At 64.6% G+C, this 22,584-nt stretch carries 15 protein-coding genes; 6 read left to right on the forward strand and 9 right to left on the reverse strand.

Features of this window, described 5'->3' with window-relative positions:
* Positions 1-104: 104 nt before the first annotated feature.
* Positions 105-1,457 carry a magnesium transporter gene (gene mgtE, locus HELO_RS11320; RefSeq protein WP_013332804.1) on the forward strand — a complete coding sequence of 451 codons (1,353 nt, stop codon included), beginning with the start codon at positions 105-107 and terminating at the stop codon, positions 1,455-1,457.
* A gap of 101 nt (positions 1,458-1,558) precedes the next feature.
* On the opposite strand, the gene HELO_RS11325 is transcribed toward mgtE, so the two are convergent.
* The 4 genes from HELO_RS11325 to HELO_RS11340 all read right to left on the reverse strand — a co-directional run bounded on the left by HELO_RS11325 (position 1,559) and on the right by HELO_RS11340 (position 9,233).
* Positions 1,559-6,400: an NAD-glutamate dehydrogenase gene (locus HELO_RS11325; protein ID WP_013332805.1), complete on the reverse strand. Its 4,842-nt coding sequence runs from the start codon at positions 6,398-6,400 to the stop codon at positions 1,559-1,561.
* A gap of 175 nt (positions 6,401-6,575) precedes the next feature.
* Positions 6,576-7,682 carry a tRNA (uridine(54)-C5)-methyltransferase TrmA gene (gene trmA / locus HELO_RS11330; RefSeq protein ID WP_013332806.1) on the reverse strand — a complete coding sequence of 369 codons (1,107 nt, stop codon included), beginning with the start codon at positions 7,680-7,682 and terminating at the stop codon, positions 6,576-6,578.
* A gap of 76 nt (positions 7,683-7,758) precedes the next feature.
* Positions 7,759-8,535 carry a glutamate racemase gene (gene murI, locus HELO_RS11335; RefSeq protein ID WP_013332807.1) on the reverse strand — a complete coding sequence of 259 codons (777 nt, stop codon included), beginning with the start codon at positions 8,533-8,535 and terminating at the stop codon, positions 7,759-7,761.
* A 152-nt stretch (positions 8,536-8,687) separates the two neighbouring features.
* Entirely contained in the window at positions 8,688-9,233 is a 546-nt protein-coding gene (locus HELO_RS11340; RefSeq protein ID WP_041602558.1) for a hemerythrin domain-containing protein, read from the reverse strand.
* A 180-nt stretch (positions 9,234-9,413) separates the two neighbouring features.
* Between HELO_RS11340 and HELO_RS11345 the strand changes: the two genes are divergently transcribed.
* Entirely contained in the window at positions 9,414-10,754 is a 1,341-nt protein-coding gene (locus HELO_RS11345; RefSeq protein WP_013332809.1) for a replication-associated recombination protein A, read from the forward strand.
* 1 nt (position 10,755) lies between these two features.
* Here the strand turns inward: HELO_RS11345 and HELO_RS11350 are convergent, their stop codons facing one another.
* On the reverse strand, positions 10,756-12,138 hold the full coding sequence (locus HELO_RS11350) for an aminotransferase-like domain-containing protein (RefSeq protein WP_013332810.1): 1,383 nt from the start codon (positions 12,136-12,138) through the stop codon (positions 10,756-10,758).
* 128 nt (positions 12,139-12,266) lie between these two features.
* Here HELO_RS11350 and HELO_RS11355 point away from each other — a divergent pair, with 128 nt between their 5' ends.
* Positions 12,267-13,466 carry an MFS transporter gene (locus HELO_RS11355; RefSeq protein ID WP_013332811.1) on the forward strand — a complete coding sequence of 400 codons (1,200 nt, stop codon included), beginning with the start codon at positions 12,267-12,269 and terminating at the stop codon, positions 13,464-13,466.
* Between the two features lie 39 nt (positions 13,467-13,505).
* Here HELO_RS11355 and lolA read toward each other — a convergent pair whose 3' ends face one another.
* Both lolA and HELO_RS11365 read right to left on the reverse strand, forming a co-directional pair.
* Positions 13,506-14,138 (reverse strand): outer membrane lipoprotein chaperone LolA, encoded by a 633-nt coding sequence (gene lolA, locus HELO_RS11360; protein ID WP_013332812.1) that lies wholly within the window; start codon positions 14,136-14,138, stop codon positions 13,506-13,508.
* Positions 14,139-14,249: 111 nt separating this feature from the next.
* Positions 14,250-17,468 (reverse strand): DNA translocase FtsK, encoded by a 3,219-nt coding sequence (locus HELO_RS11365; RefSeq protein ID WP_013332813.1) that lies wholly within the window; start codon positions 17,466-17,468, stop codon positions 14,250-14,252.
* Positions 17,469-17,618: 150 nt separating this feature from the next.
* Here HELO_RS11365 and aat point away from each other — a divergent pair, with 150 nt between their 5' ends.
* From aat to infA, 3 genes are all read left to right on the forward strand, one after another.
* The gene (aat, locus tag HELO_RS11370; RefSeq protein WP_013332814.1) at positions 17,619-18,356 is read left to right on the forward strand and encodes a leucyl/phenylalanyl-tRNA--protein transferase; all 738 of its coding nucleotides are present in this window, start codon (positions 17,619-17,621) and stop codon (positions 18,354-18,356) included.
* A gap of 30 nt (positions 18,357-18,386) precedes the next feature.
* Entirely contained in the window at positions 18,387-19,124 is a 738-nt protein-coding gene (locus HELO_RS11375) for an arginyltransferase (protein WP_013332815.1), read from the forward strand.
* Positions 19,125-19,248: 124 nt separating this feature from the next.
* On the forward strand, positions 19,249-19,467 hold the full coding sequence (gene infA, locus HELO_RS11380) for a translation initiation factor IF-1 (protein ID WP_013332816.1): 219 nt from the start codon (positions 19,249-19,251) through the stop codon (positions 19,465-19,467).
* Between the two features lie 100 nt (positions 19,468-19,567).
* Here the strand turns inward: infA and clpA are convergent, their stop codons facing one another.
* Positions 19,568-21,847 carry an ATP-dependent Clp protease ATP-binding subunit ClpA gene (gene clpA / locus HELO_RS11385; protein ID WP_013332817.1) on the reverse strand — a complete coding sequence of 760 codons (2,280 nt, stop codon included), beginning with the start codon at positions 21,845-21,847 and terminating at the stop codon, positions 19,568-19,570.
* A 139-nt stretch (positions 21,848-21,986) separates the two neighbouring features.
* The gene (gene clpS / locus HELO_RS11390) at positions 21,987-22,352 is read right to left on the reverse strand and encodes an ATP-dependent Clp protease adapter ClpS (RefSeq protein ID WP_013332818.1); all 366 of its coding nucleotides are present in this window, start codon (positions 22,350-22,352) and stop codon (positions 21,987-21,989) included.
* Positions 22,353-22,584 lie beyond the last annotated feature (232 nt).

A 22,584-nucleotide genomic window follows, 5' to 3' on the forward strand; every position in this document is an offset into this window, starting at 1 on the left:
CCCGGCCCCTGCTCATCTGCCATGCGGCATGGCTTTTATGATCTACTTGGGAGACGGCGGGCCGAACTCGCCGGCCGTGATGACGCGCCGCCAGGGAGAAGGACATGACCGATACGACCGAAACGCTGGAAAACCGCCTGTCGCGCATTCATCTGGCACTCGAGCAGGAACGACTGGAATGGGTCGATGATGTCATCGCCGACCTCGAGCCCGCCGAAGTCGCCCTGTTGCTGGAGTCTCTCCCGCCCAACGAGCGCTTCCGGCTATGGGAACGGGTGCCCCAGGAGATCGATGGGGAAGTCCTGCTGCATGTCCACGACGAGGTCCGCGCGACGCTGATCGAGGACATGGATCATGCCGAGATCGTCGCCGCCACGTCAGGGCTGGACACCACCGACCTGGCTGAACTGTTCGAGGATCTGCCCCCTCAGGTCGCCGAAGACATGCTGCGCTCCATGGACGAGCTGCAGCGAGCGCGCCTGCAGGAGACGCTGGCTTTCGAAGAGGACAGCGCCGGTCGCCTGATGCGCACCGACACCATCGCCGTGCGCGCAGACGTCAACCTGGAGACAGTACAACGCTTCCTGCGCTGGAAGGAGTCGGTGCCCGACAACACCGACGCCCTGATGGTGATCGACCGCGAGGGCCGTTTCATGGGCACGCTGCCGCTTGCCCGCCTGGTGGCCAACGAGCCGGACATGGCCGTGGTCAACCTGATGGACAGCGACGTGGACAGCATCCAGGTGACCATGAAGTCCCGCGATGTGGCCACACTCTTCCAGACCCACGACCTGGTCTCGGCGCCGGTGGTGGATGACCGGGGCATGCTGCTCGGTCGCATCGTCATCGACGACATCGTCGACGTGATTCGCGAGAACTCGGAGCAGGCCTTGATGAACATGGCCGGCCTCGACGAAGAAGAAGACCTCTTCGCCCCGGTGCTGCCCAGTGCCAAGCGCCGTGCCGTCTGGCTCGGCATCAACCTGCTGACGGCCTTCCTGGCCGCAGGGGTCATCGGCCTGTTCGAGAATGCCCTGGAGAAGATCGTGGCCCTGGCGGTCCTGATGCCCATCGTCGCCAGCATGGGTGGCATCGCCGGCAGCCAGACGCTGACCCTGGCCATACGCGGACTGGCACTCGGTCAGATCAGCCGTACCAACAGCCAATGGCTGTTGCGCAAGGAAGTCGGCATCGCCGCCTTGAACGGCCTGCTGTGGGCCCTGGTCGTGGCATCACTCGCTGTACTGTGGTTCGACAGTCTGGCCATCGGCGGCATCATCGCCTCGGCCCTGGTCATCAACATGCTGGCCGCCGGGGTGGCGGGCATCGTCATTCCGCTGCTGCTCCGCCGCTTCGGCCTCGACCCGGCCCTGTCCGGCTCGGTGGTGTTGACCACGGTCACCGATGTGGTCGGCTTCATGTCCTTTCTGGGACTGGCCACGGTATTTCTGCTGTAGGGACGAATTCACGTCCACGAAACGCAGGAAGGGCGCCATCTTGGCGCCCTTCCTGTATCTGCCAGGCCAGGCGCCTCCCGCCAGGGAGGCGCCCGTCACGTTCAGGCCTCGCTGTTGCTCTCGGCCAGGTCCACCAGCTCACGCACCGCCACGGCGAACAGCGGGAAACCACCCTGGCTTCCGCTTCCCACTTCCTCGAGCAGGTGGCGCCAGCGCTGATGCATGCCCTCATGCAGGCTCAGCCAGCGGTCGACACGCTCGGCGCTGTCGCGCGGACCACCGTCCATGCCCAGCACGCTGGCAGTCAATGCCAGTTGCTGGCGATCGATATCATCGCGGAAGGTATCCCGCGCCTTGGCCTGCCAGCCATCGCGGACCTCGAGCCGAGTGACCTGCTGGATGATCCAGGGCAGCTCCAGGCGAGCGCCAACCTCGTAGAAGATCTCGGCGACCCGCTGGGGCTTCTCGTCGGTCTGACGCGCGGTCTGGATGATGCCGAGCGCGGCATAGAGGCTGCCTGCCGCCGCCACGGTGGATGCCAGGGCCTCGGGCACACCCGCCTTCACCAGCTCCTGGCGACGGGCCGACCATTGCTCCTGCTCCTCGCCACGCAACCGCTTGCCGATATTCTCCTGCAACTGCGCCAGGCGCGGCGCGAAGTAGTCGATGGTATCCCGGGTGCTCATGCCGGTGCGCTGGCGCAGGAACCAGCGTGTGGAGCGGCGCAGCATGCGCATCAGATCGAGCATCATCGAATACTGCACCTGGCTCGGTACCTTGTTGTCCAGGGCCTCGATCTGCTCCCACAGGCGCGGCAACTGGAAGCTGTCGCGGGCGATGACATAGGCTCGGGCGATGTCGGCGCGATCGGCACCGGTCGAGTCCATCAGGCGCCGCACGAAGACCACGCCCATGTAATCGACCAGATCGTTGGCCACCTGGGTGGCGACGATCTCGCGCTTCAGGCGATGCTCGTACATCTCGTCGCGATAACGCTCGGCCAGCATCGACGGGAAGACGCGCTCCACGAAACGCATGATGGTCGGGTCATCGGGAACGTCCGAGGCGATCAGGTCTCCCTTGAGCACGCTCTTGGCGTAGGAGATCAGCACCGACAGTTCCGGCAGGGTCATGCCCTGATTGTGCTGGGTACGCTCGAGCAGTTCCTCGTCGGAAGGCAGGAACTCGAGCTCGCGGTCGATCTGGCCGGCCGCCTCCAGCTCGCTGATGAACCGCCGATAGGGGCCGATGCCCTGACGCGACAGCAACTCGGCGAGATCCAGTGCCTGGGTCTGTCGATAGTTGTCCAGCAGCACCAGTTCGCTGACCTCGTCGGTCATGTCGGCGAGCAGCTGATTGCGCTGCTTCTCGGTCAGATCGCCCCGTGACACCACCTCGTCGATGAGGATCTTGATGTTGACCTCATGGTCGGAGCAGTTCACGCCGCCGGCGTTGTCGATGAAGTCGGTATTGACCCGCACACCCTTGGCGGCGGCCTCCATGCGCCCACGCTGGGTCAGGCCGAGGTTGCCGCCCTCGCCGACCACTCGGCAGTTGAGTTCGCGACCATCGATGCGCAGGGCGTCGTTGGCCTTGTCGCCGACCTCGGCGTCGGTTTCCTCGCTGCTCTTGACGTAGGTACCGATCCCGCCGTTCCAGACCAGGTCGACCTTGGACACCAGCATGGCGCGGATCAGCTCGTTGGGCGACAGCTTGTCCTCGCGAATGCCGAAGACCTTCTTCATCTGCGGCGTGATGGTGATCGACTTGGCACTGCGGGGAAAGATACCGCCACCCTCGGAGATCAGCTCGGTGTTGTAGTCTTCCCAGCTGGAGCGCGGCATGTCGAACAGGCGCTGACGCTCGGCGAAGCTCGCTGCCGCATCCGGCGTCGGGTCGACGAAGATGTGCAGGTGGTTGAAGGCACCCACCAGGCGGATCTTGTCGGAGAGCAGCATGCCGTTGCCGAAGACGTCGCCGGCCATGTCGCCGATACCGACCACGCTGAACTCGTCTTCCTGGGTGTTGACGCCCAGGCCCCGGAAATGGCGCTTGACCGACTCCCAGGCCCCCTTGGCGGTGATCGCCATCTTCTTGTGGTCATAGCCGTTGGCGCCGCCGGAGGCAAAGGCATCGCCCAGCCAGTGTCCGTATTCGGTGGAGATCTCGTTGGCGATATCGGAGAAGGTCGCCGTGCCCTTGTCGGCGGCCACCACCAGATAAGGGTCGTTATCGTCGTGGCGTACCACGTCCCGGGGCGGCACGACCTCGCCGCCGACCAGGTTGTCGGTGACATCCAGCAACGCGCGGATGAAGATCTGGTAGCAGGCGATGCCTTCCTTCTGGGTCGCCTCGCGGTCCGCGCCTTCGGGCATGCGCTTGCAGACGAAACCGCCCTTGGCGCCCATCGGCACGATCACCGCATTCTTGACCTGCTGGGCCTTGACCAGACCAAGCACCTCGGTGCGGAAATCCTCGTGACGGTCGGACCAGCGCAGCCCACCCCGGGCCACCTTGCCGCCACGCAGGTGCACGCCCTCGACGCGCGGCGAGCAGACGAAGATCTCGTAGGCCGGGCACGGCTTGGGTATGCCGGAAACCTGGGAGGGATCCAGCTTGAAGGCGAGGTAGTCCTTGTAGCGACCTTCCTCGGTACGCTGGTAATAGTTGGTGCGCAGGGTCGCCTTGATCAGCTCCATGTAACGACGCAGCAACTGGTCGTCGTTGAGGCTCGGCACCTCGTCGAGCAGTGTCAGGATGCGCGACTCGCATTCCTCGATGTCCCCTTCGCCGGGACGCTCGGCCGGATCGAAGCGCAGCTCGAACAGGGACACCAGCTCGCGGGTGATCTCGGGATGGCTGCCCAGGGTGGTGGCGATGTAGTCCTGGGACATGCCGAAACGGATCTGCTTCAGGTAGCGCGCGTAGGCACGCAGCATCGCTACCTCGCGCCAATCGAGGTTGGCACCGATGATCAGCCGGTTGAAGGCGTCGTTGTCGGCCTCTCCTGCCCAGATCCGCTGGAAGGCCTCGATGAAGGGGCCGCGCATCTCCTGGAGATTCATCTCCACACTGGTGTGGTGCTCCAGGTTGAAATCATGAATCCAATAGGAGGCGTCGCTGGCCTGTACCTCGTAGGGGCGCTCGCCGATGACCCGCAGCCCCAGGTTCTCCATCATCGGCAGCACGTCGGACAGCGGGATCGGCGCGCCCCGATGGAACAGCTTGAGATTGACGCCGCTGCCCTCTTCCTCGATCAAGCGATACAGCGAAAGCGCCAGCGGCGCGCCCTCGTCCAGCTCGCCGATATGCTGCAGGTCGTAGACCGCGGTACGGGCGCTGAAGTCCTCGCGGTAGCTGGCCGGAAAGGCATCGCGAAAGCGGCTCATCAGCAGGTTGGCGCTTTCCTCACCGAACCCTTCGATGGAGGCATTGAGCAGGTCGTCGCGCCAGTTGCGCGCCAGCTTGACCAGCTTTTCCTCCAGGCGCTTGATGTCGTACTCCACCGGCTTCTCGCCGTTGAAGCGCAGGATGAACTGAATGCGCGCCAGCACCGATTCGGAGAGATAGGTGTTGAAATCGCCGAAGGTGGCATCGAGCTCCTCGCAGAGCAGTTCCTGGAGACGTACCCGCAGCTCGGTGGAAAAGACATCGCGCGGCACGAACACCAGGCAGGAATAGAACTTGCCGAAGGTATCCTCGCGAATGAACAACCGCACGCGGCGGCGCTCGCGAATGTCGAGGATTCCCAGCGCCGTCTGCGCCAGTTCCTCGATATCGATCTGGAAGAGATCGTCGCGCGGATAGACCTCGAGAATCTGCAGTAACTGCTTGCCGTTGTGGCCCTTGGGACTGAAACCGGCGATGTCCATCACCGCCTGCAGCTTGCGGCGCAGGATCGGCACGTTGCGCGGCGATTCGTTGTAGACCGTGGCGGTGAACATGCCGAGGAAGCGACGCTCGCCGATCACCCGCCCCTGGTCGTCATAGCGATCGATGGAGATGTAGTCGGGATAGGTGGGCCGGTGGATCCTGGCGTGATGGGCGCTCTTGGCAAACGACATCAACTGCGGCATCGGTACGTAGTGATCGCCCTCGACACCGAGGTCGGTACGGATGCGCTCGCGATAGCGCGGCTGGTCCAGGCGGAAGACCCCGAGCTCGCTGTTCTGGACCTTGTCGAGGCGCTGGCGGCCCTGGTCTTCGCGCACCTCGTACTCGTCATAGCCCAGGAAGGTGAAGTTGTCCTGGAGCAGCCACTGCAGGAACTCGATGGCTTCACGATGATCCGCCGGATCGACCTGCGCCGGCCGTGTGGCCTCGAGCTCCTCGATAGCCGCCCGGGCCTGGGCACGCATGGGATCGAAGTCGCTCACCGCCGTCCGCACCTCGCGCAGGACCTCCAGCAGGCTGGCTTCGATTTCCTCGAGTTCGGCAGGATTGGAGTGTCGATCCACCTCGATGGCGATCAGCGATTCACGGGCCTCCGGAGCGTCGGTTTCCTCCGGCGAGGCGACCCGCTGCAGGCGATGCTCGTCGTCGCGGCCTACCGCCAGTACGGCGTTATGAATGGCATGAACGGTCATGCCGCGGCGGTTGAGTTCCACCCGCACCGAATCGACGAGAAACGGCATGTCCTCGTGGAGCACGGCGATGAAGGTATGCGTGGATTGCCAGCCGTGCTCCTCGAAATCCGGGTTGAGCACCCGAACCTTGGGGGCCTCGGGGTCGAACTGCTGGATGAAGTGCCACACCGACAGGGTCGCGCCGTAGAGATCGTCCAGACGTCGGTCGGCCAGGTCCTCCAGGGGTACGGCGGCATAGAAGAGGTGAGCGAAGGTATCGACCTCGGCGGCCTTGTCCTTGTCCAGACGGCTTTGCAGCCGTTCCTTGAGCTGCTTGAGAAGATCCAGGCGGGCCTCCTCCTGTGCGACGTGTAGCATCAATCACCTCGACTGCCGAATGTACATATGTAGTTGCGGGAGCTTTCACTCTCCTGCCCCGGGAGGTTACGCCAATCGACGCCTCATCCCCAGCAACATGCCCCTTTGCTCATGGTGCATGTCGGTTGCGCATCGGACCTTGACAATACCAGTTCACTTACAACAAAAGTCGCAATCAGGCTCGTCGCTCCAGCAGCACCCCGCACTCGCAATGATGGGTCCAGGGAAACTGATCGAAAAGCGCAAAACGCGTCACGGCGTGCGTCTGTGTCAACGTTTCCAGGTTGTGCGCCAGCGTATCCGGGTTGCATGAAATATAGACGATACGCTCATACTCGCTCAGTTGGCGACAGCTCGCCTCGTCCAATCCGGCGCGGGGCGGGTCGACCAGCACCGTGGAGAAATCGTACTCGTCGAGCGCCCAGGCCTCGACACGCCGGCCGCCCTTGTCGCCCTTGAGCGCCTGGGTGAATTCCTCGGCGGACATGCGCCCCACCGTCACGTTGTCGATGCCATTGGCCTCGAGATTCTCCCGCGCACTGGCCACCGAGGTACGCGAGATCTCGGTGGCCAGAACCCGCCGGAAGTTGTCGGCCAGGGCCACCGTGAAATTGGCATTGCCGCAATACAGCTCGACAAGGTCGCGTTGCTGGCTGCCGGCGGTGACATCCCTTGCCCAGGTGAGCATGGCGCGGCAGATCTCGGCATTGGGCTGGGTGAAGCTGTTCTCGACCTGCTGGTAATGCAGGCGGCGGCCATCGACCTCCAGGCATTCCCAGACGTGATCCCGGGTCAGAACCCGGCGCTGCTTGCGGGCACGCCCGATGATCATGATATCGAGTGCCTGCTCGAGCTCGCGAGCGGCCTCGTCCCAGTCCTCGTCGAGCTGGCGATGATAGATCAGGGTGACCAGCGCCTCGCCGGACAGGGTGGTGAGAAATTCCACCTGAAACAGCTTGTGGCGCAACACCGGCCGGTCGCGCACCGCATCGAGCAGCCGCGGCATCAGCTCGTTGATGCGCCGGCCGGCGACCGGATAGTCGTCCAGACGCACCACACGTTTCTTGCCGGGCTCGTCGGGGTCGACCTCGAACATGGCATAGAAGAGATCATCACCCTCGTGCCAGAGGCGAAACTCGCAGCGCTGACGATAGTGACTGGGCGGCGACGGATAGACCTCGAGTGCCGGCGGAGCGAAGGGAGCAAAGGTCTCGACGAGACGCGCGCGCTTGGCGTCGAGCTGCTCGTCATAACGGGGAGGATCGACAACGGGAATGGCCACAGCGGCTCCTGATGGTCGGAATGGGATAGCGTGAACGATAAAGACGCAACGCCAGGGGATGCAGCAGTCGGGCGCGTCAGCTCAGCGGCAGCAAGCGGGTCTCGGCGAAACCGAAGCCGGAAAGCCCCCGGGACAACGCCTCGGAGGGTGCCGTGACCCAGCCTGTCTCACTGCCCCGGCGTCGCTGGTGATCGGCCATCACCTGGCCGGCGCGGCGGGCGATGGCGTCGCCCGAATCGACCCAGCGCACGGGGCGCGGGGCGAACTCGATGAGCCAATCGCGCAGCAACGGGAAGTGGGTGCAGCCCAGCACCATGGTATCCAGATCCGGCATCTGCGCCATCGGCGACAACGTGCGGCGCAGGACATCCAGGTCGGGACGCTCGCCCGCTACCCAACGCTCGGCCTCGGTCACCAGCGGATCGGCGGCGATGCGCGTCACCCGGCAGTCGCCGGCGAACTCGCGAATCAGGCGCAGGGTATAGGCCCGCCCCACGGTGGCGCTGGTGGCCAGCAGACCGATGTGACGGGTCTCGCTCATTCCGGCTGCCGGCTTGATCGCCGGCACGGTCCCCACCACCGGCACCGTCAACCGCTCGCGCAACGCTTCGAGGGCCAGGGTGCTGGCCGTGTTGCAGGCCACTACCAGCCCGGCACAGCCACTGGCCGCCACTGCCGACTCGCAGACCTCGAGGATACGGCCTACCAGCCAGTCATCCTCACGCATGCCATAGGGCAGCATGGCATTGTCGCAGGCGTAGGCCAGCGCCGCCTCGGGGAGTCGCCGGCGCAGCGAGGCCACGACCGACAGACCGCCAACGCCGGAATCGAACACCAGGATCGGCCCCGCCATCAGCGCACGCTCCGGTCGTCCCCGGTCCTGACCGGACCGGGGAGCGAAAGGGTGGCAAAGGCAAGGGATCGCGGATGATGATGCATGGCGTCGCGCCTCGTCATTGAAGTGCGACGCATTCTACCCCAAGGCAAGGCGGACGCAGAAGGCGCTCAGGTCACGGGTTCCGGTGCATCGCGCAGTTCGGCATAGAGTTCCGGATAGGCCGCCTGGAGACGCTCCAGTTCGGCGGAGGCACCGGCCGGCAGGGCCTTGGCGAGGTTGTCGAGGTCACTATCGTTGAAATGTTCCCGGATCAGCGGGAAGAGTCGTTCGCGCTCCTCACGGAGATAGTTGCGATGTGCCTCGAGGTATCCCTTGAGGTCATCGGCGAAGCAATCCATCGGCACCACGGCATCCATCAGGATCATGTCGAGATCATTGGACAGCCGCTTGAGCCGGGCCCTGAGCGCACGATAATCCTTGGACAGGCGCTCGGTGACCTCATCGCACTCCGGGGCGAGCTCGCGCAGGCGTTCCGAGCAGATTTCCTCCAGCGGCAAGGTGAAACCGTCCATGTAATCGAGGATATAATCCACGACTTCACGCACCAACTGGAAGTTGGGACGTTCACCACCAGCCAGGGTCTTCTGCTTGAGCTGCAGAACGTGCAACATGCGCGCCATGTTGGCATGATCCTGACGCAGTTGGTTCAGCATGGGCATGGCGAAGGCCTCCTCTGTATCGGTCATGGACGGAAGGCACCTTGAATTTGACGCGCCTTCTCGGCATGGGTTCCCCAAGTCGGGACGACGGAGTTATCAAGCTAGACCCTGGACGCCATCTTTGCCCGCTCCCGACCATCATGTCATTCAATCGGCAGCCCCAAGGAGTCACACATGGACTTGTTCCAGCAAGCCACCTCCGATCAGCATGCGCCCCTGGCCTGGCGCATGCGGCCGCGCCGTCTCGCCGACTATGTGGGCCAGCAGGCGCTGGTCGGCCCGGACAAGCCGGTGAGGCGCATGGTCGAGACCGGCACGGTGCGCTCGATGATCCTGTGGGGACCGCCCGGTACCGGCAAGACCACCCTGGCGGAGATACTCGCCGAGGAATCCGGCGCCCACCTGGAACGCCTCTCGGCGGTGATGGCGGGCGTCAAGGACATCCGGGAAGCCGTCGACCGTGCCCGGGTTGCCCAGGGCCAGGATCGTGGCACCCTGCTGTTTCTCGACGAGATCCACCGGCTCAACAAGAGCCAGCAGGACGCCCTGCTGCCCCACGTGGAATCCGGCCTGCTGACGCTGATCGGCGCCACCACCGAGAATCCCTCCTTCGAGGTCAACTCGGCCCTGCTGTCCCGGGCCAGGGTGCATGTCCTCAAGGCACTCACCGATGACGACGTGGTCGAGGTACTGCGTCGCGCACTGGCCGACGAAACACGCGGCCTGGGCGCTCGGCGCATCGCCGTGGATGATGAGGTGCTCAACCTGCTGGCCCGTGCCGCCGCCGGCGATGCCCGCCGCGCTCTGGGCTTGCTGGAAACCGCCTGCGACTTCACCGAACCCGAGGGCAACGGCGAGCGGCTTCCCCGCGAAGCGCTGGAAGATGTCATCGGCCATCAGGCCAGTGCCTTCGACAAGCAGGGCGATCACTATTACGACCTGCTGTCGGCAATCCACAAGTCGGTGCGCTCCTCGCGTCCGGATGCCGCCCTGCTCTATATCGCGCGCTTCATGCAGGGCGGCGGGGATCCCCTGGACGTGATCCGCCGCCTCACTGCCATTGCTTCGGAAGACGTCGGCAATGCCGATCCCCGCGCCCTGCCGCTGGCCATGGCCGCCTGGGACGCCTACCTGCGGCTGGGCGACTACGAAGGCCAGCGCGCCATCGCCCACGCCGCCATCCACCTGGCGGTCGCCCCCAAGAGCAACGCCATCGACCAGGCCTGGAAGCGCGCCAAGCAATTCGTCGCCGCCCAGCCACGCCTGGAAGTGCCCACCTACCTGCGCAATGCGCCGACCCAACTGATGGAGTCCCTCGGCCACGGCGAGGGCTACCGTTACGCCCACAACGAGCCCAACGGCTATCCTGCGGGCAGCCAGCATGATTGCTGGCCGGACGAAGTGCCCTTCGAGCGCTTCTTCGAACCCAGCGAATATGGCCAGGAAAAGCGCTTTCAGCAGATGCAGGCCTGGCGAGCCAGTCTCGACGACGCCGCGGATCGTGGAGAAGGCTGAATCAGAGCGGCGCGCGCAGGAAGGCCGCTGCTTCGGGATCACTGGTGTAGGCCACATTGATCCGCAGCCAGGGCGAATCGTCGGCGTCGGGCAAGAAGACATGGCCCGGCGACAGGCGAATGCCCCGGCGACGCGCCAGAGCCACCAGTTCGCTGGACGACTCGACGTCCGGGTGGCGCACCCACAGGAACATGCCGCCCCGGGGCACGGCATATATTTCCCAACCGCCCTCACGCACCAGTTGCATGGCACGGGCCATCTGCGCGGCAAGCCTGACCCTCAAGCGTTCCATCAGCTTGCGATAGGCGCCGTTGCGCAACAGGGTCGCCACCACCTGCTCGGCGAACGGCGAGGTGGCGATATTACTCAGCATCTTCACATCCACCAGCGGCTTGAGCATGCCGGGTGGCGCCGCGATGAAACCGACGCGCAACGAGCATGACAGGCTCTTGGAGAAACTGCCCACGTAGATCACCCGGCGAATGCCGTCCAGGGAGGCCAGCCGGGGTGTGGGATCGTGCTGGAAATCGGCATAGATATCGTCCTCGACGATCCGCATGTCATGCCGCTCGGCCAGTTGCAGCACGCGATGGGCCACGGCGGGGCTCAGCGTGGTTCCGGTCGGGTTGTGGAAGACACTGTTACAGAAGAACAGCTTCGGCGAATACCGCTCGAGCAATGCCTCGAGGTGCTCGGGGTCCGGCCCTTCCGCGGTGCGCCTCACCCCAATGATCCTGACACGCTGCAGATGCAGCAGGCCGAACAGGTTGTAATACCCCGGCGTCTCGACGAAGACGGTGTCCCCGGGGCGCAGCAGCCAGCGCACGATGATGTCGAGCGCCTGGCTGGCACCGCCGGTCATGAGCAGCTGGTTGGCATCGGCGTCGATGGCCAGCCGCCTCAGACGCTCCTGTATCAAGGCGCGCAGCTCCGGCGAACCGAGCGGCGTACTGTAGTCGAAGAGACCACTCGAGGCATGCCGCGTCACCTGGCGCACGGCATGGGCGAAGACCTCTTCCTCCCGCCACTCGCTGGGCAGCCAGCCACATCCCAGCCGGAGGGAGTTCCCGTCGTCCTGAAACTGGTTCCACATCTCGCCCGACACGTCCGCCATACCGCTGCGTGCGCCCTGCTCGTCCGCCTCCATGGGACGTTCGGCGACATAGAACCCCGAGCCCGGCCGGGAGCGAACCCAGCCCAGGGCAACGAGCCGCTCGTAGGCTTCGATGACAATGTTGCGACTGACATTCAGTTCCGAGGACAGGCGCCGGATCGACGGCAAGCGCACACCACTGCTTGCATGTCGCTCGATCCATTCCCGGAGCCCCTCGGTCACCTGCTGAACCAGCGGCCTGTCTCCATCCGGCTCGATCTGCAACTGCATACCCTGTCTCCGTCCACCGTTCCGCCAAAATCCTGAACAGTTCCCGTAAAATCGTTCGTGAGTGTATCTTATCCGGCATGGGCATCAGTGAGAGCTTGGCAGCTTCATGTCTGCCACCGGGATATCCCATGCGCTCTTCCAATGCCTTGCGACTCGCCTTCGCCTTATGCGTGATCACCAGCGCCGTCAATCTTCAGGCCCCCTATTACGCCGCCCTGGCGGCCCACGATGGACTCGGTGTCGCCGCCACCTCGGTGGCCTTCGCCGCCTATGTGCTCGGCATCCTGCCGGTACTGATATTGCTCGGCGGTCTGCCGGATCGCGTCGGCCGGCGGACACTGATCCTGACAGCGCTGTGCCTGTGCGCCATCGCCACCGCCTTGACCCTGGTGGTGCCTGGAGTCGTCAGCCTCGGCGTGGCCCGGCTGCTGATGGGCATTGCCGCCGCCCTGACGTCCATATCGGCTCCCGCCTACATGCTAGCGTTGTTCGACACCGCGGACAGCCGAGGCCCGACGAACTGGGTCACGGCCAGCACATCTCTCGGCTTCGGGCTGGGTGCGGCTGCGACCAGCCTCTTCCTGCTGCATGAGCCCAGCCTGACGCCGCCCAGCCTGTGGGGGTACCTGGGCATGGCAGGGCTGGCCCTGATACTGCTGCTGGGACTCAAGGACGAACCCGGCGTGGCAACTCCCAACGGCCAGCTCCTGCGCCTTCCCGCCTATCCAGCAGGCAGCCTGCCGTTCGGCCTGTCGATCCTGCTGGCCTGGGCCATCGTGGGAGTGGTCATCGCCGTACTTCCGGCCATCCTCGACCGACACGACCTTGCCGCCTGGTCCGGATTCGCGACCCTGGGCATCTGCAGTGGCGGCGTGCTGTTCCAGCCCTTGGCAAGACGCCTGAACCCGGTGACTTCGGTTCGGCTAGGCCTGTGCATCCTGCCGTTTGCCTACACGATGCTTGCCTGGGGCTCCCTCACCGGCAGCCTGACTGGCGTACTGGCCGGGGCACTCGCCGCCAGCAGCGCCTGCTACGGTTTCATCTATCTCGGCGGGCTGAGTGGTGTCCTCGATGCGGCCGATGGTCAACATTCCCGCGCCAGCGCCGGTTTCTTCCTGATGGCCTATATCGGCTTCAGCGTACCAGTCGTGGTGACCGGCACGCTGGTGGACCGGCTCGGCCACACTGCGGCCCTGACGCTGTTCGGCGTGCTCCTGCTCGGCTCGGTACTGCCGGTGAGCCGGCACCTCGGTCGCCGGGGCTCCATCCGGCCGGAGACCGTCGAAAACGACATCGCCCCCGACGGATGCAACCGACAGGGGCGATGACAGCAAAGTTGGCGGGATTCACACGACCCCGGGAATGGTTCAGGGCGATTCGCGAATCACATCGGTCCCCTCGGGCAGATCGAGCTGGAAGCGGGAATCCGCCACCTCGACGTTCTGCTGGGCGTCATCGAATCCGATGGCGGTACGCTGCCCCGTGCTGTCGGTCATCTGCAGCCGACCGAGGGTTTCGCCGTAGAAGGTCATCTTCAGCGACTCGAACAGGGTATCGGCATCGTGCGGCGTCAGGGTGAAGGTTTCGGCGGTTCCCTGTTGCGAGCGAGTCACCTCGTAGCTCTCGGTCAGCTCGTCGGTGCTGCCGGACAACAGCAGCGCCGGCGTATGGGTCACGCGCTCGTCGAGGGCCTGGATCGTGGCCTGCTGCAGATCGGGATCGTAGAGGGTGACCTCGTCACCATTCGACACCACGATCTGCTCATAGGGGGCATCCACTTCCCAGCGGAAGCGACCCGGACGCGCCAGCCACATGCGGCCGCTCGCTTCCTGGAGCCGCTGACCGCTGCTGTCGAGAATCTCCTGGTCGAAATCGGCCACATAGGTCTTGACCGGCTCGAGCAGGTGCGTCAGCCGTTCGGCGGCCTCGTCGGCCATCGCCGTGAGCGGCGTCAGGGCCAGCAAGGTGCAGGCGGCGGCGAGGCTCTTTTTTACTGTCATGTCGTCATCTCCCTGAAGGGGTCCGGGGTGGCATCCTGTCTCGTTCGGACCCCGGTGATTCGGGCGAGTTGCGCACCCGCCCGAACTTGCATGGTGGTTGCACGATAGCCTTCAGTCACCCACGGGCGGCGGCGCCAGCACCTCGCGGGCGCCGTTGGTGCCCATGGTCGAGACCACGCCGGCCGATTCCATGGATTCGACCAGCCGCGCGGCGCGGTTGTAGCCGATCTTGAAACGCCGCTGCACCGCCGAGATCGAGGCCCGCCGGCTCTCGGTGACGAACTGCACCGCCTCGTCGTAGAGGGCATCCTGCTCGGCGTCATCGCCATCGCCGCTACCTTCGGCCTCGAGACCGGCCAGGGCATCGGCGGACACACCGCCGGACAGTATCTCGTCGATGTACTCCGGCTCACCGCGTCGCTTCCAGTCCTCGACCACGCGATGCACCTCGTCGTCATCGACGAAGGCACCGTGCACCCGGCTGGGCATGCCGGCCCCGGCGGGCAAGTAGAGCATGTCACCGTGCCCCAGGAGGTTCTCGGCGCCCCCCTGGTCGAGGATGGTGCGCGAATCGACCCGGGACGAGACCTGGAAGGCCATGCGGGTGGGGATATTGGCCTTGATCAGACCGGTCACCACGTCCACCGACGGACGCTGGGTCGCCAGGATCAGGTGGATGCCGGCGGCCCTGGCCTTCTGAGCCAGGCGTGCGATCAGCTCTTCGACCTTCTTACCGACGATCATGAACATGTCGGCGAATTCGTCGATCACCACCACGATGTAGGGAAGCTTCTCGAGTACCGGCGGCGCCTGGTGCATTTCCCAGGGCTGCGGCTCCCAAAGCGGATCGGCGACCTGGGCGCCGGCACGCTCGGCTTCGTCGAGTTTGTCATTGAAACCGGCGATGTTGCGCACCCCCATGGCAGCCATCAGCTTGTAACGGCGCTCCATCTCGGCCACGCACCAGCGCAGGGCATTGGCGGCTTCCTTCATGTCGGTGACCACCGGCGCCAGCAAGTGCGGAATGCCGTCATAGACCGACAGCTCCAGCATCTTGGGGTCGACCATGATCATGCGGACCTCATCCGGCTGCGCCTTGAGCAGCATGGAGATCAACATGGCGTTGACCCCCACCGACTTGCCCGACCCGGTGGTCCCGGCCACCAGCAGGTGCGGCATCTTGCCGAGGTTGGCCACCACCGCTGCACCGCCGATGTCCTGCCCCAGGGCCACGGTCAGTGCCGAGGCCTCGTGCTGATAGCGATCGGAATCGATCACCTCGCGCAACCGAATCATGGCGCGGTGGGGGTTGGGAATCTCGATACCCACGGTAGGCCGCCCCGGGATCACCTCCACCACCCGGACGCTCTTGACCATCAGCGAACGCGCCAGGTCCTTGGCCAGGTTGCTGATCTTGGAAACCTTGACCCCGGCCGCCGGCTTGATCTCGAAGCGCGTGATCACCGGCCCCGGCCAGGTATCGACCACCTCGGCCTTGACGCCATACTCGCGCAGCCGCGTCTCGAGCAGCTCGGCCATCTCGGCCAGTTGCTCGTCGGTATAGTTGGGCTGATGCGGCTCCGGAGGCGTCAACAGGCGCAGGCTCGGCAGTTCACCGTCCGGCTCGGAGAATTCCTCGAAGGAAGGCCGCTGGTTCTGCAGATGCTCCACGGTCCACAGTGCGGGGCCCGTTGCGTCGGCAGCTTCTCGCGCCTGATCGGCCGTGGCGGTTCGCGGCGCTTCGTTCTCCTCGGCCTCCCCGTCCACATCGGCCGTCATGGGCGAACGCGCTTGTTCCGGCATCGACGGTGAAGGCGACGGGGAGGCGGTGGCTTCACCCGCCCCGGGAGCTTCGGCGGCAGCTTTATCGCCCTCACCCGCGGGCTCGGTGGGAGCCGCCGGCTTAGACGGGGCCGGCTCCCGGGGCGTCTCGACCGGACGCGACGCCGTATCATCGTGTGCGGACTCACGCTCGGGAGACGAGGCATCCGGGGCGCGCCGCAGGGAGGACGGAATCTGATCGTCATCCGGCAATATCGGCTCGGGAACGGTTTCCGGTTCCCGACGCGGCGTTTGCGATTCGCGCGGCGATGGAGCCTCGCTTGCCGGTGCGTCGGCTGTCCTGGCCGGTGCATCGGCTGACTCGGAAGCGCTCGAATCGTCTTCTCGGGCCGAGATCGACAACTCGGCAGAGGACGGCGCACTGGGCGACGATTCAGCAGGAGGCTGCTCGGCAGAAGACGGCGCGACGAAGGCCGAGGCTCGAGGAGCCGGGCTCTCGCTCGGCGCACGCTCGGCCTGTGTCGGCGTGGAGGCTTCCCTCGGCGACAACGAGATGGTCGGCTCCTTCGGCCCCTGGGAAGCCTGGGCGGTATAAGCTGCCTCAGGACGCTTGGCCGAAGGCGTGCGATCGGGAACCTCCCAGGGAATCTCGGTCTTGCCGTCGTCCCCGAAGCCGGGATCGCGACGGCCCGCACCCTCCAGCACCGGCGACTCGCCACTGTCGAATCCCGGCACCAGGCGTCGCCACCAGGCCCCGCGCAGCGGCCCGCTTTCGGTCTCGGTTTCGGCTTCCTTGGCCGTCACCTCATCGTTGTCGGATGACGACGCTCGACGGCTGCGCGACCGGCTCGGCTCGGACGAGGCCTCCTCGGCATCGGACTCTCCTTGATTCAGGGCAAAACGGCTCGCTGCCCAACGCCACACCAGCACGGCACGCTGCCCCAGCTCATCCATGATGGTCAGCCAGGACAGCCCCGTGAACAGCGGAACCCCGCACAGCATGGAGGCCAATGCCAGAAGCGACGTGCCGCCACTACCCAGCATGGGCAGCAAGGCCCCGACCAGCCCTTCGCCGAGGATTCCCCCTGCTGCATAGGGCAAGGGGCTGTCGGGACGATAGAAATGCAGGGCGCCCAGCGTCGTGGTGCCCAGCAGCAGCAGCACCAGCCCGCCACAGCGAACCGCCAGCAGGGTGGCATCCCACTCGAAGTCCACCTGCCGGGAGCGTATCAACCACCAGGCGGCAAATCCGAGCATGGCCGGCCACCACAGGGCACTGGCACCAAACAGTGAATACAGCACATCGGCGAGCCAGGCCCCGATGGCGCCCATCCAGTTGGCCACCTCGGTTTCCGGTCCGCTGCGCGACCACCCGGGATCACCGGCATTGAAACTGAACAGGGCCAGCAACAGAAACACGCAGGCCGCCAGCAACAGGATCACCACGCCCTCGCGCGCCGATCCCTGCAACCGCAGGCCGAAGCGCCTGGCCCTCTCCTTGGCATTCGCCGCACGACCGTGCGACGCGGACTTCTTATTGGCAGTCAAGCGGCCATCCCCTTGCGCCACATGGCGTCTTCCAGATTCCACAAAGGTCAATCATACCGAGCCTGGCCGCGCCGTCACAGGGGCTTCGATGCTTGAGTGGCGCCCTGGCGCCCGTCACACTGGCGCTCCCGACGCAAGGAAAGGTCTCTCATGCTTCCCTGGCTGCCCGAGCATCCCATCCACTTCCCCCCGGTCGACACCGCCCTGGACGATCCCGGCGGCCTGCTGGCGGCGGGCGGAAATCTGAGCCCTGCCTGGCTTCTCACCGCCTATCGACACGGCATCTTCCCCTGGTACAGCGAGGGGCAGCCGGTCCTCTGGTGGAGCCCGGATCCCCGCATGGTACTCTTGCCCGACGAGATCCGGGTCCGTCGCAGTCTCGCCAAGCGTCTGCGCAACGGTGGCTTCCAGGTCACCGCCGACACCGCCTTCGATGCCGTGGTCAGCGCCTGCGCGGCACCGCGTCGCGACCAGCCGGGAACCTGGATCACCGACGAAATGCGCGCCGCCTATGGTCGCCTTCACGAACTTGGTCCAGCGCATTCGGTGGAAGTCTGGCATGACGGCAGCCTCGTGGGAGGCCTCTACGGCATCGCGCTGGGACCGGTCTTCTTCGGCGAGTCGATGTTCTCGCGCGAGGCCGATGCCTCCAAGATCGCCCTGGTGGCGCTGGCCAGGGCCATGGCCCGCGAGGGCGGACGACTCATCGACTGCCAGATGCATACCGCCCACCTGGCAAGCCTGGGCGCCCGAGACATCGCCCGAGCCGAATTCATCGGCTATCTTGAACAGTGGCTGGGCGATATGCCGGAAGGCGAGCACATTCTAAAAGCGAATGCCATCGCCCCACCAACCTGGTCGTTCACACGGCTCGGCGAGGTAACATGACAGGGCCACGAACGAGAGGAGACGGCAGCCTTGAGCAGTAACACTCCCCGGCAGCCGATACGCGATCTGCGTTTTTTCCTGACGGTGCCGCACTCATGCAGCTATCTGGAGGGACGCGAGGCAACCACGCTGTTCCTCGACCCCCAGCAATCTCCGGGCGTCGGCGTCTATGACGCCCTGACACTGCTGGGATTCCGGCGTAGTGGCCACCATCTCTACCGCCCTCATTGCGAGGGATGCAGCGCCTGCGTCTCGGTACGCATTCCGGTGGACGACTTCACGCCGAGTCGCACCCAGCGCAAACTCATGCGTCGCAATGCCGACGTGAGCGAGCACGTGCGCCCCGCCGTCTTCGATGCCGAACACTACGCGCTCTATGCCCACTACATCCGCACGCGGCACAGCGACGGCGACATGTATCCGCCGAGTGAGGACCAGTACCGCACCTTCCTGACCCTGGACCAGGATTACGCCAAGTTGCTCGAGCTGCGACTCGGCGACCGCCTGCTCGCTGTCTCCGCCTTCGATCAGCTTGAACATGGCCTGTCGGCGATCTATACCTTCTTCGACCCGGCCAGCCAGTTCGAGCGCCGCTCACTCGGCACCTACGCGGTCCTCAGCCTGGTCGAGCGCGCCCGCTACCTGGGATTGCCCCACGTCTACTTGGGTTACTGGATCCAGCAATGCCGCAAGATGGCCTACAAGCAGAGTTTCCGCCCTCTGGAACGGCTCGACGGTCGACACTGGCGACGCCTGATCCTCGACTGAAACGCCCCATCTTTTGCCTTGGCGGGCGGCATGCGGCACAATATCGCGCTATCCTTATCGGCACAGCCGGCTTTCCGCCGTGTGCCGCTTTGTTGTTCGACATCACCAGCGAGGAATCGCCTATATGGCACGCGAAGACCATATCGAAATGGAAGGCGTCGTCGTCGATACCCTTCCCAACACCATGTTCCGGGTCGAACTCGAGAACGGCCACGTGGTGACCGCCCATATCTCGGGCAAGATGCGCAAGAACTACATCCGTATCCTGACCGGCGACAAGGTCAAGGTCGAGCTGACCCCCTATGACCTGTCCAAGGGGCGTATCGTCTACCGCTCCCGCTGAGCCCTCGAGGCGCCAAGAGGCGCCCTGCCACGAGCCCGGAACGAACGACGCCCCGTCCGGAGACAGGGCGTGGGTTCACGGGAACGGTTGACGCGCCGCCTCAGGGCGCGTCGGCCAACTCTGATTCCGAGGCCAGGTGCAGTTCGTCGTCCTCGACGCTGACATGCACCACACCGCCGTGCTCGGCCAGTTCCCCGAACAGGATCTGCTCAGCCAGCGGCTTCTTGAGCTTATCCTGGATCAGGCGAGCCATCGGACGCGCCCCCATATCCGGGTCGTAGCCGCGCACCGCCAGCCAGTCGCGAGCCGCCTCGTCCACTTCGAGCTGCACGCGCTTCTCGTCCAGCTGGGCCTGAAGCTCGACCAGGAACTTGTCCACCACGTTGCGCACCACCTCGGTGGGCAGCGAATGGAACTGGATGATCCCGTCCAGGCGGTTGCGGAATTCCGGCGTGAAGGTCTTGCGGATCTCTTCCATGGCATCGGTGGAATGGTCCTGCACCTGGAAACCGATGGAACGACGCGTGGTCAGTTCGACGCCGGCGTTGGAGGTCATGATCAGGATCACGTGACGGAAATCCGCCTCGCGCCCGTTGTTGTCGGTCAGCTTGCCGTGATCCATGACCTGCAGCAGCAGGTTGAAGACCTCAGGATGCGCCTTCTCGATCTCGTCGAGCAGCAGCACGCAATGCGGCTGCTTGGTGATCGCCTCGGTCAACAGACCGCCCTGGTCATAGCCGACATATCCCGGCGGCGCACCGATCAGTCGCGACACCGTGTGGCGCTCCATGTACTCGGACATGTCGAAGCGCACCAGATCGATGCCCATGATGTGCGCCAGCTGGCGCGCCACTTCGGTCTTGCCGACACCGGTCGGCCCGGCGAACAGGAAGCTGCCCACCGGCTTGTCCGGCGACTTGAGCCCGGCACGGGACAGCTTGATCGCCGCGGACAGGCTGTCGATGGCCTCGTCCTGGCCGAACACCAGCATCTTGAGATCGCGATCGAGGTTCTCGAGCAGCTTGCGATCCGAGCTGGACACGCTCTTCGGCGGAATCCGGGCAATGGAAGCCACCACCGCCTCGACCTGATCCACGTCGATGCAATCGACCCGCACTTCCGGCGGCAACAGGCGCTGATGCGCCCCCGCCTCGTCGATGACATCGATGGCCTTGTCCGGCAGGAAGCGATCATTGATGTAACGATCCGCCAGCCGTGCGGCCGTCTCGAGGGCCTCGTCGGTGTACTTGAGCTGGTGATGCTCCTCGAAACGCGAACGCAGCCCCTTGAGGATACGCACGGTATCGTCCACCGAGGGCGCCATGACATCGACCTTCTGGAAACGACGCGCCAGCGCCCGATCCTTCTCGAAGATGCCCCGGAACTCCTGGAAGGTGGTGGAACCGATGCAGCGCAGCTCGCCCGAGGAGAGCAGCGGCTTGAGCAGGTTGGAGGCATCCATCACGCCTCCGGAAGCCGCACCGGCACCGATCACCGTATGGATCTCGTCGATGAACAGGATGGAGTTGGGTTGCTTGCGCAGCTCGGCCAGCAGCCCCTTGAGACGCTTCTCGAAGTCGCCCCGATACTTGGTGCCGGCGAGCAGCGCACCCATGTCCAGGGCATAGACCACGGCATCGGCGATCACGTCGGGCACGTCCTCCTCGACGATGCGCTTGGCCAGGCCCTCGGCGATGGCGGTCTTGCCGACACCGGCCTCGCCCACCAGCAGGGGATTGTTCTTGCGCCGGCGCGCCAGGATCTGCACGACCCGCTCGAGCTCGTGATCGCGACCGATCAGAGGATCGATCTTGCCGATGCGCGCCTGCTCGTTGAGGTTAGTGGCATAGCCGGTCAACGGGTTGCCGCTCGTCTCGCTGCCCGCCTCCTCGGCTTCCTCGGCATCCGGCGACGGCGAGGAAGAAGCGTTCTCGTCGTGACCGGAGACCTTGGAAATGCCATGGGCGATGTAGTTGACGGCATCCACCCGGGCCACATTCTGCTGCTTGAGGAAATAGACCGCCTGGCTTTCCTGCTCGGAGAAGATCGCTACCAGCACATTGGCGCCGGTGACCTCGCTCTTGCCGGAGGACTGCACATGGAAGACGGCACGCTGCAGCACGCGCTGGAAACCAAGCGTCGGCTGCGTCTCGCGATCCCCCTGGTCCTCGGGAATCAGCGGCGTAGTGGAATTGATGAAATCCTGCAGGTCGGACCGCAACTTGTCGATATTGGCCCCGCAGGCCTTGAGCACATCCGCCGCGGAGGCGTTATCCAGCAGAGCCAGCAGCAGGTGCTCCACGGTCATGAACTCGTGACGCTTGGAGCGCGCTACGGTAAAGGCCGTGTTGAGGGTCAGTTCAAGTTCTTTGCTCAGCATGGCAGTCCCCTTCTCGCCGCTTAGGGCTTGCGTCGGATCTTTCTCGGTCCGGCATCATCAACATCGGGTACAAACGGCAACGTTGCAAGTGACATCTCCAACGTTGTTTCGCCACCTTCCCCTTGGACCATGCCGATGCTCAATCGTCCGTCGCTTCGATATCGCACAGCAACGGATGCTGGCACTCTCGTGCATATTGATTGACTTGGTGGCTTTTGGTTTCCGCGATATCCCGGGTAAAGATGCCACAAGTGGCCTTGCCCTGGGTATGGACCGCCAGCATTATCTGCACGGCCGTTTCGCTATCCATGTGGAAAAAGGTCTGCAGCACCTCTACAACGAACTCCATTGGGGTGAAGTCGTCATTATGCAAGACCACCTTGTACATCGGTGGATGCGCCAGCTCCGGCTCGGACGACTGCACGGCCACATCACCGTCGCCCTCCTCGTCGGGCTCCGGGGGGCGTGTCATCCCGGCCCGGTACGGAGCGAGGCGGTCCGCCATCACTTTCTCCTCTTTTCTGAACATAAGCACCACTTCGCTTCTCGACAAGCCACCGTCGACGCCTTTCGACGAATATTGGACGTCGACGATGCACGCAGGTTCACCATGGTTTCATCCTGCTACCGCCTCGTGCGCCCCTCAATGCAACGACCCCGTCCTTGAACCAAGACGGGGCCGGAACACGTCAGTTCACGCTGATCAGGGAAGCGCTCAGGGAAATGCTGAACAAATA

Origin of the sequence: Halomonas elongata DSM 2581, from assembly GCF_000196875.2 — a bacterium.
Lineage (GTDB): Bacteria > Pseudomonadota > Gammaproteobacteria > Pseudomonadales > Halomonadaceae > Halomonas > Halomonas elongata.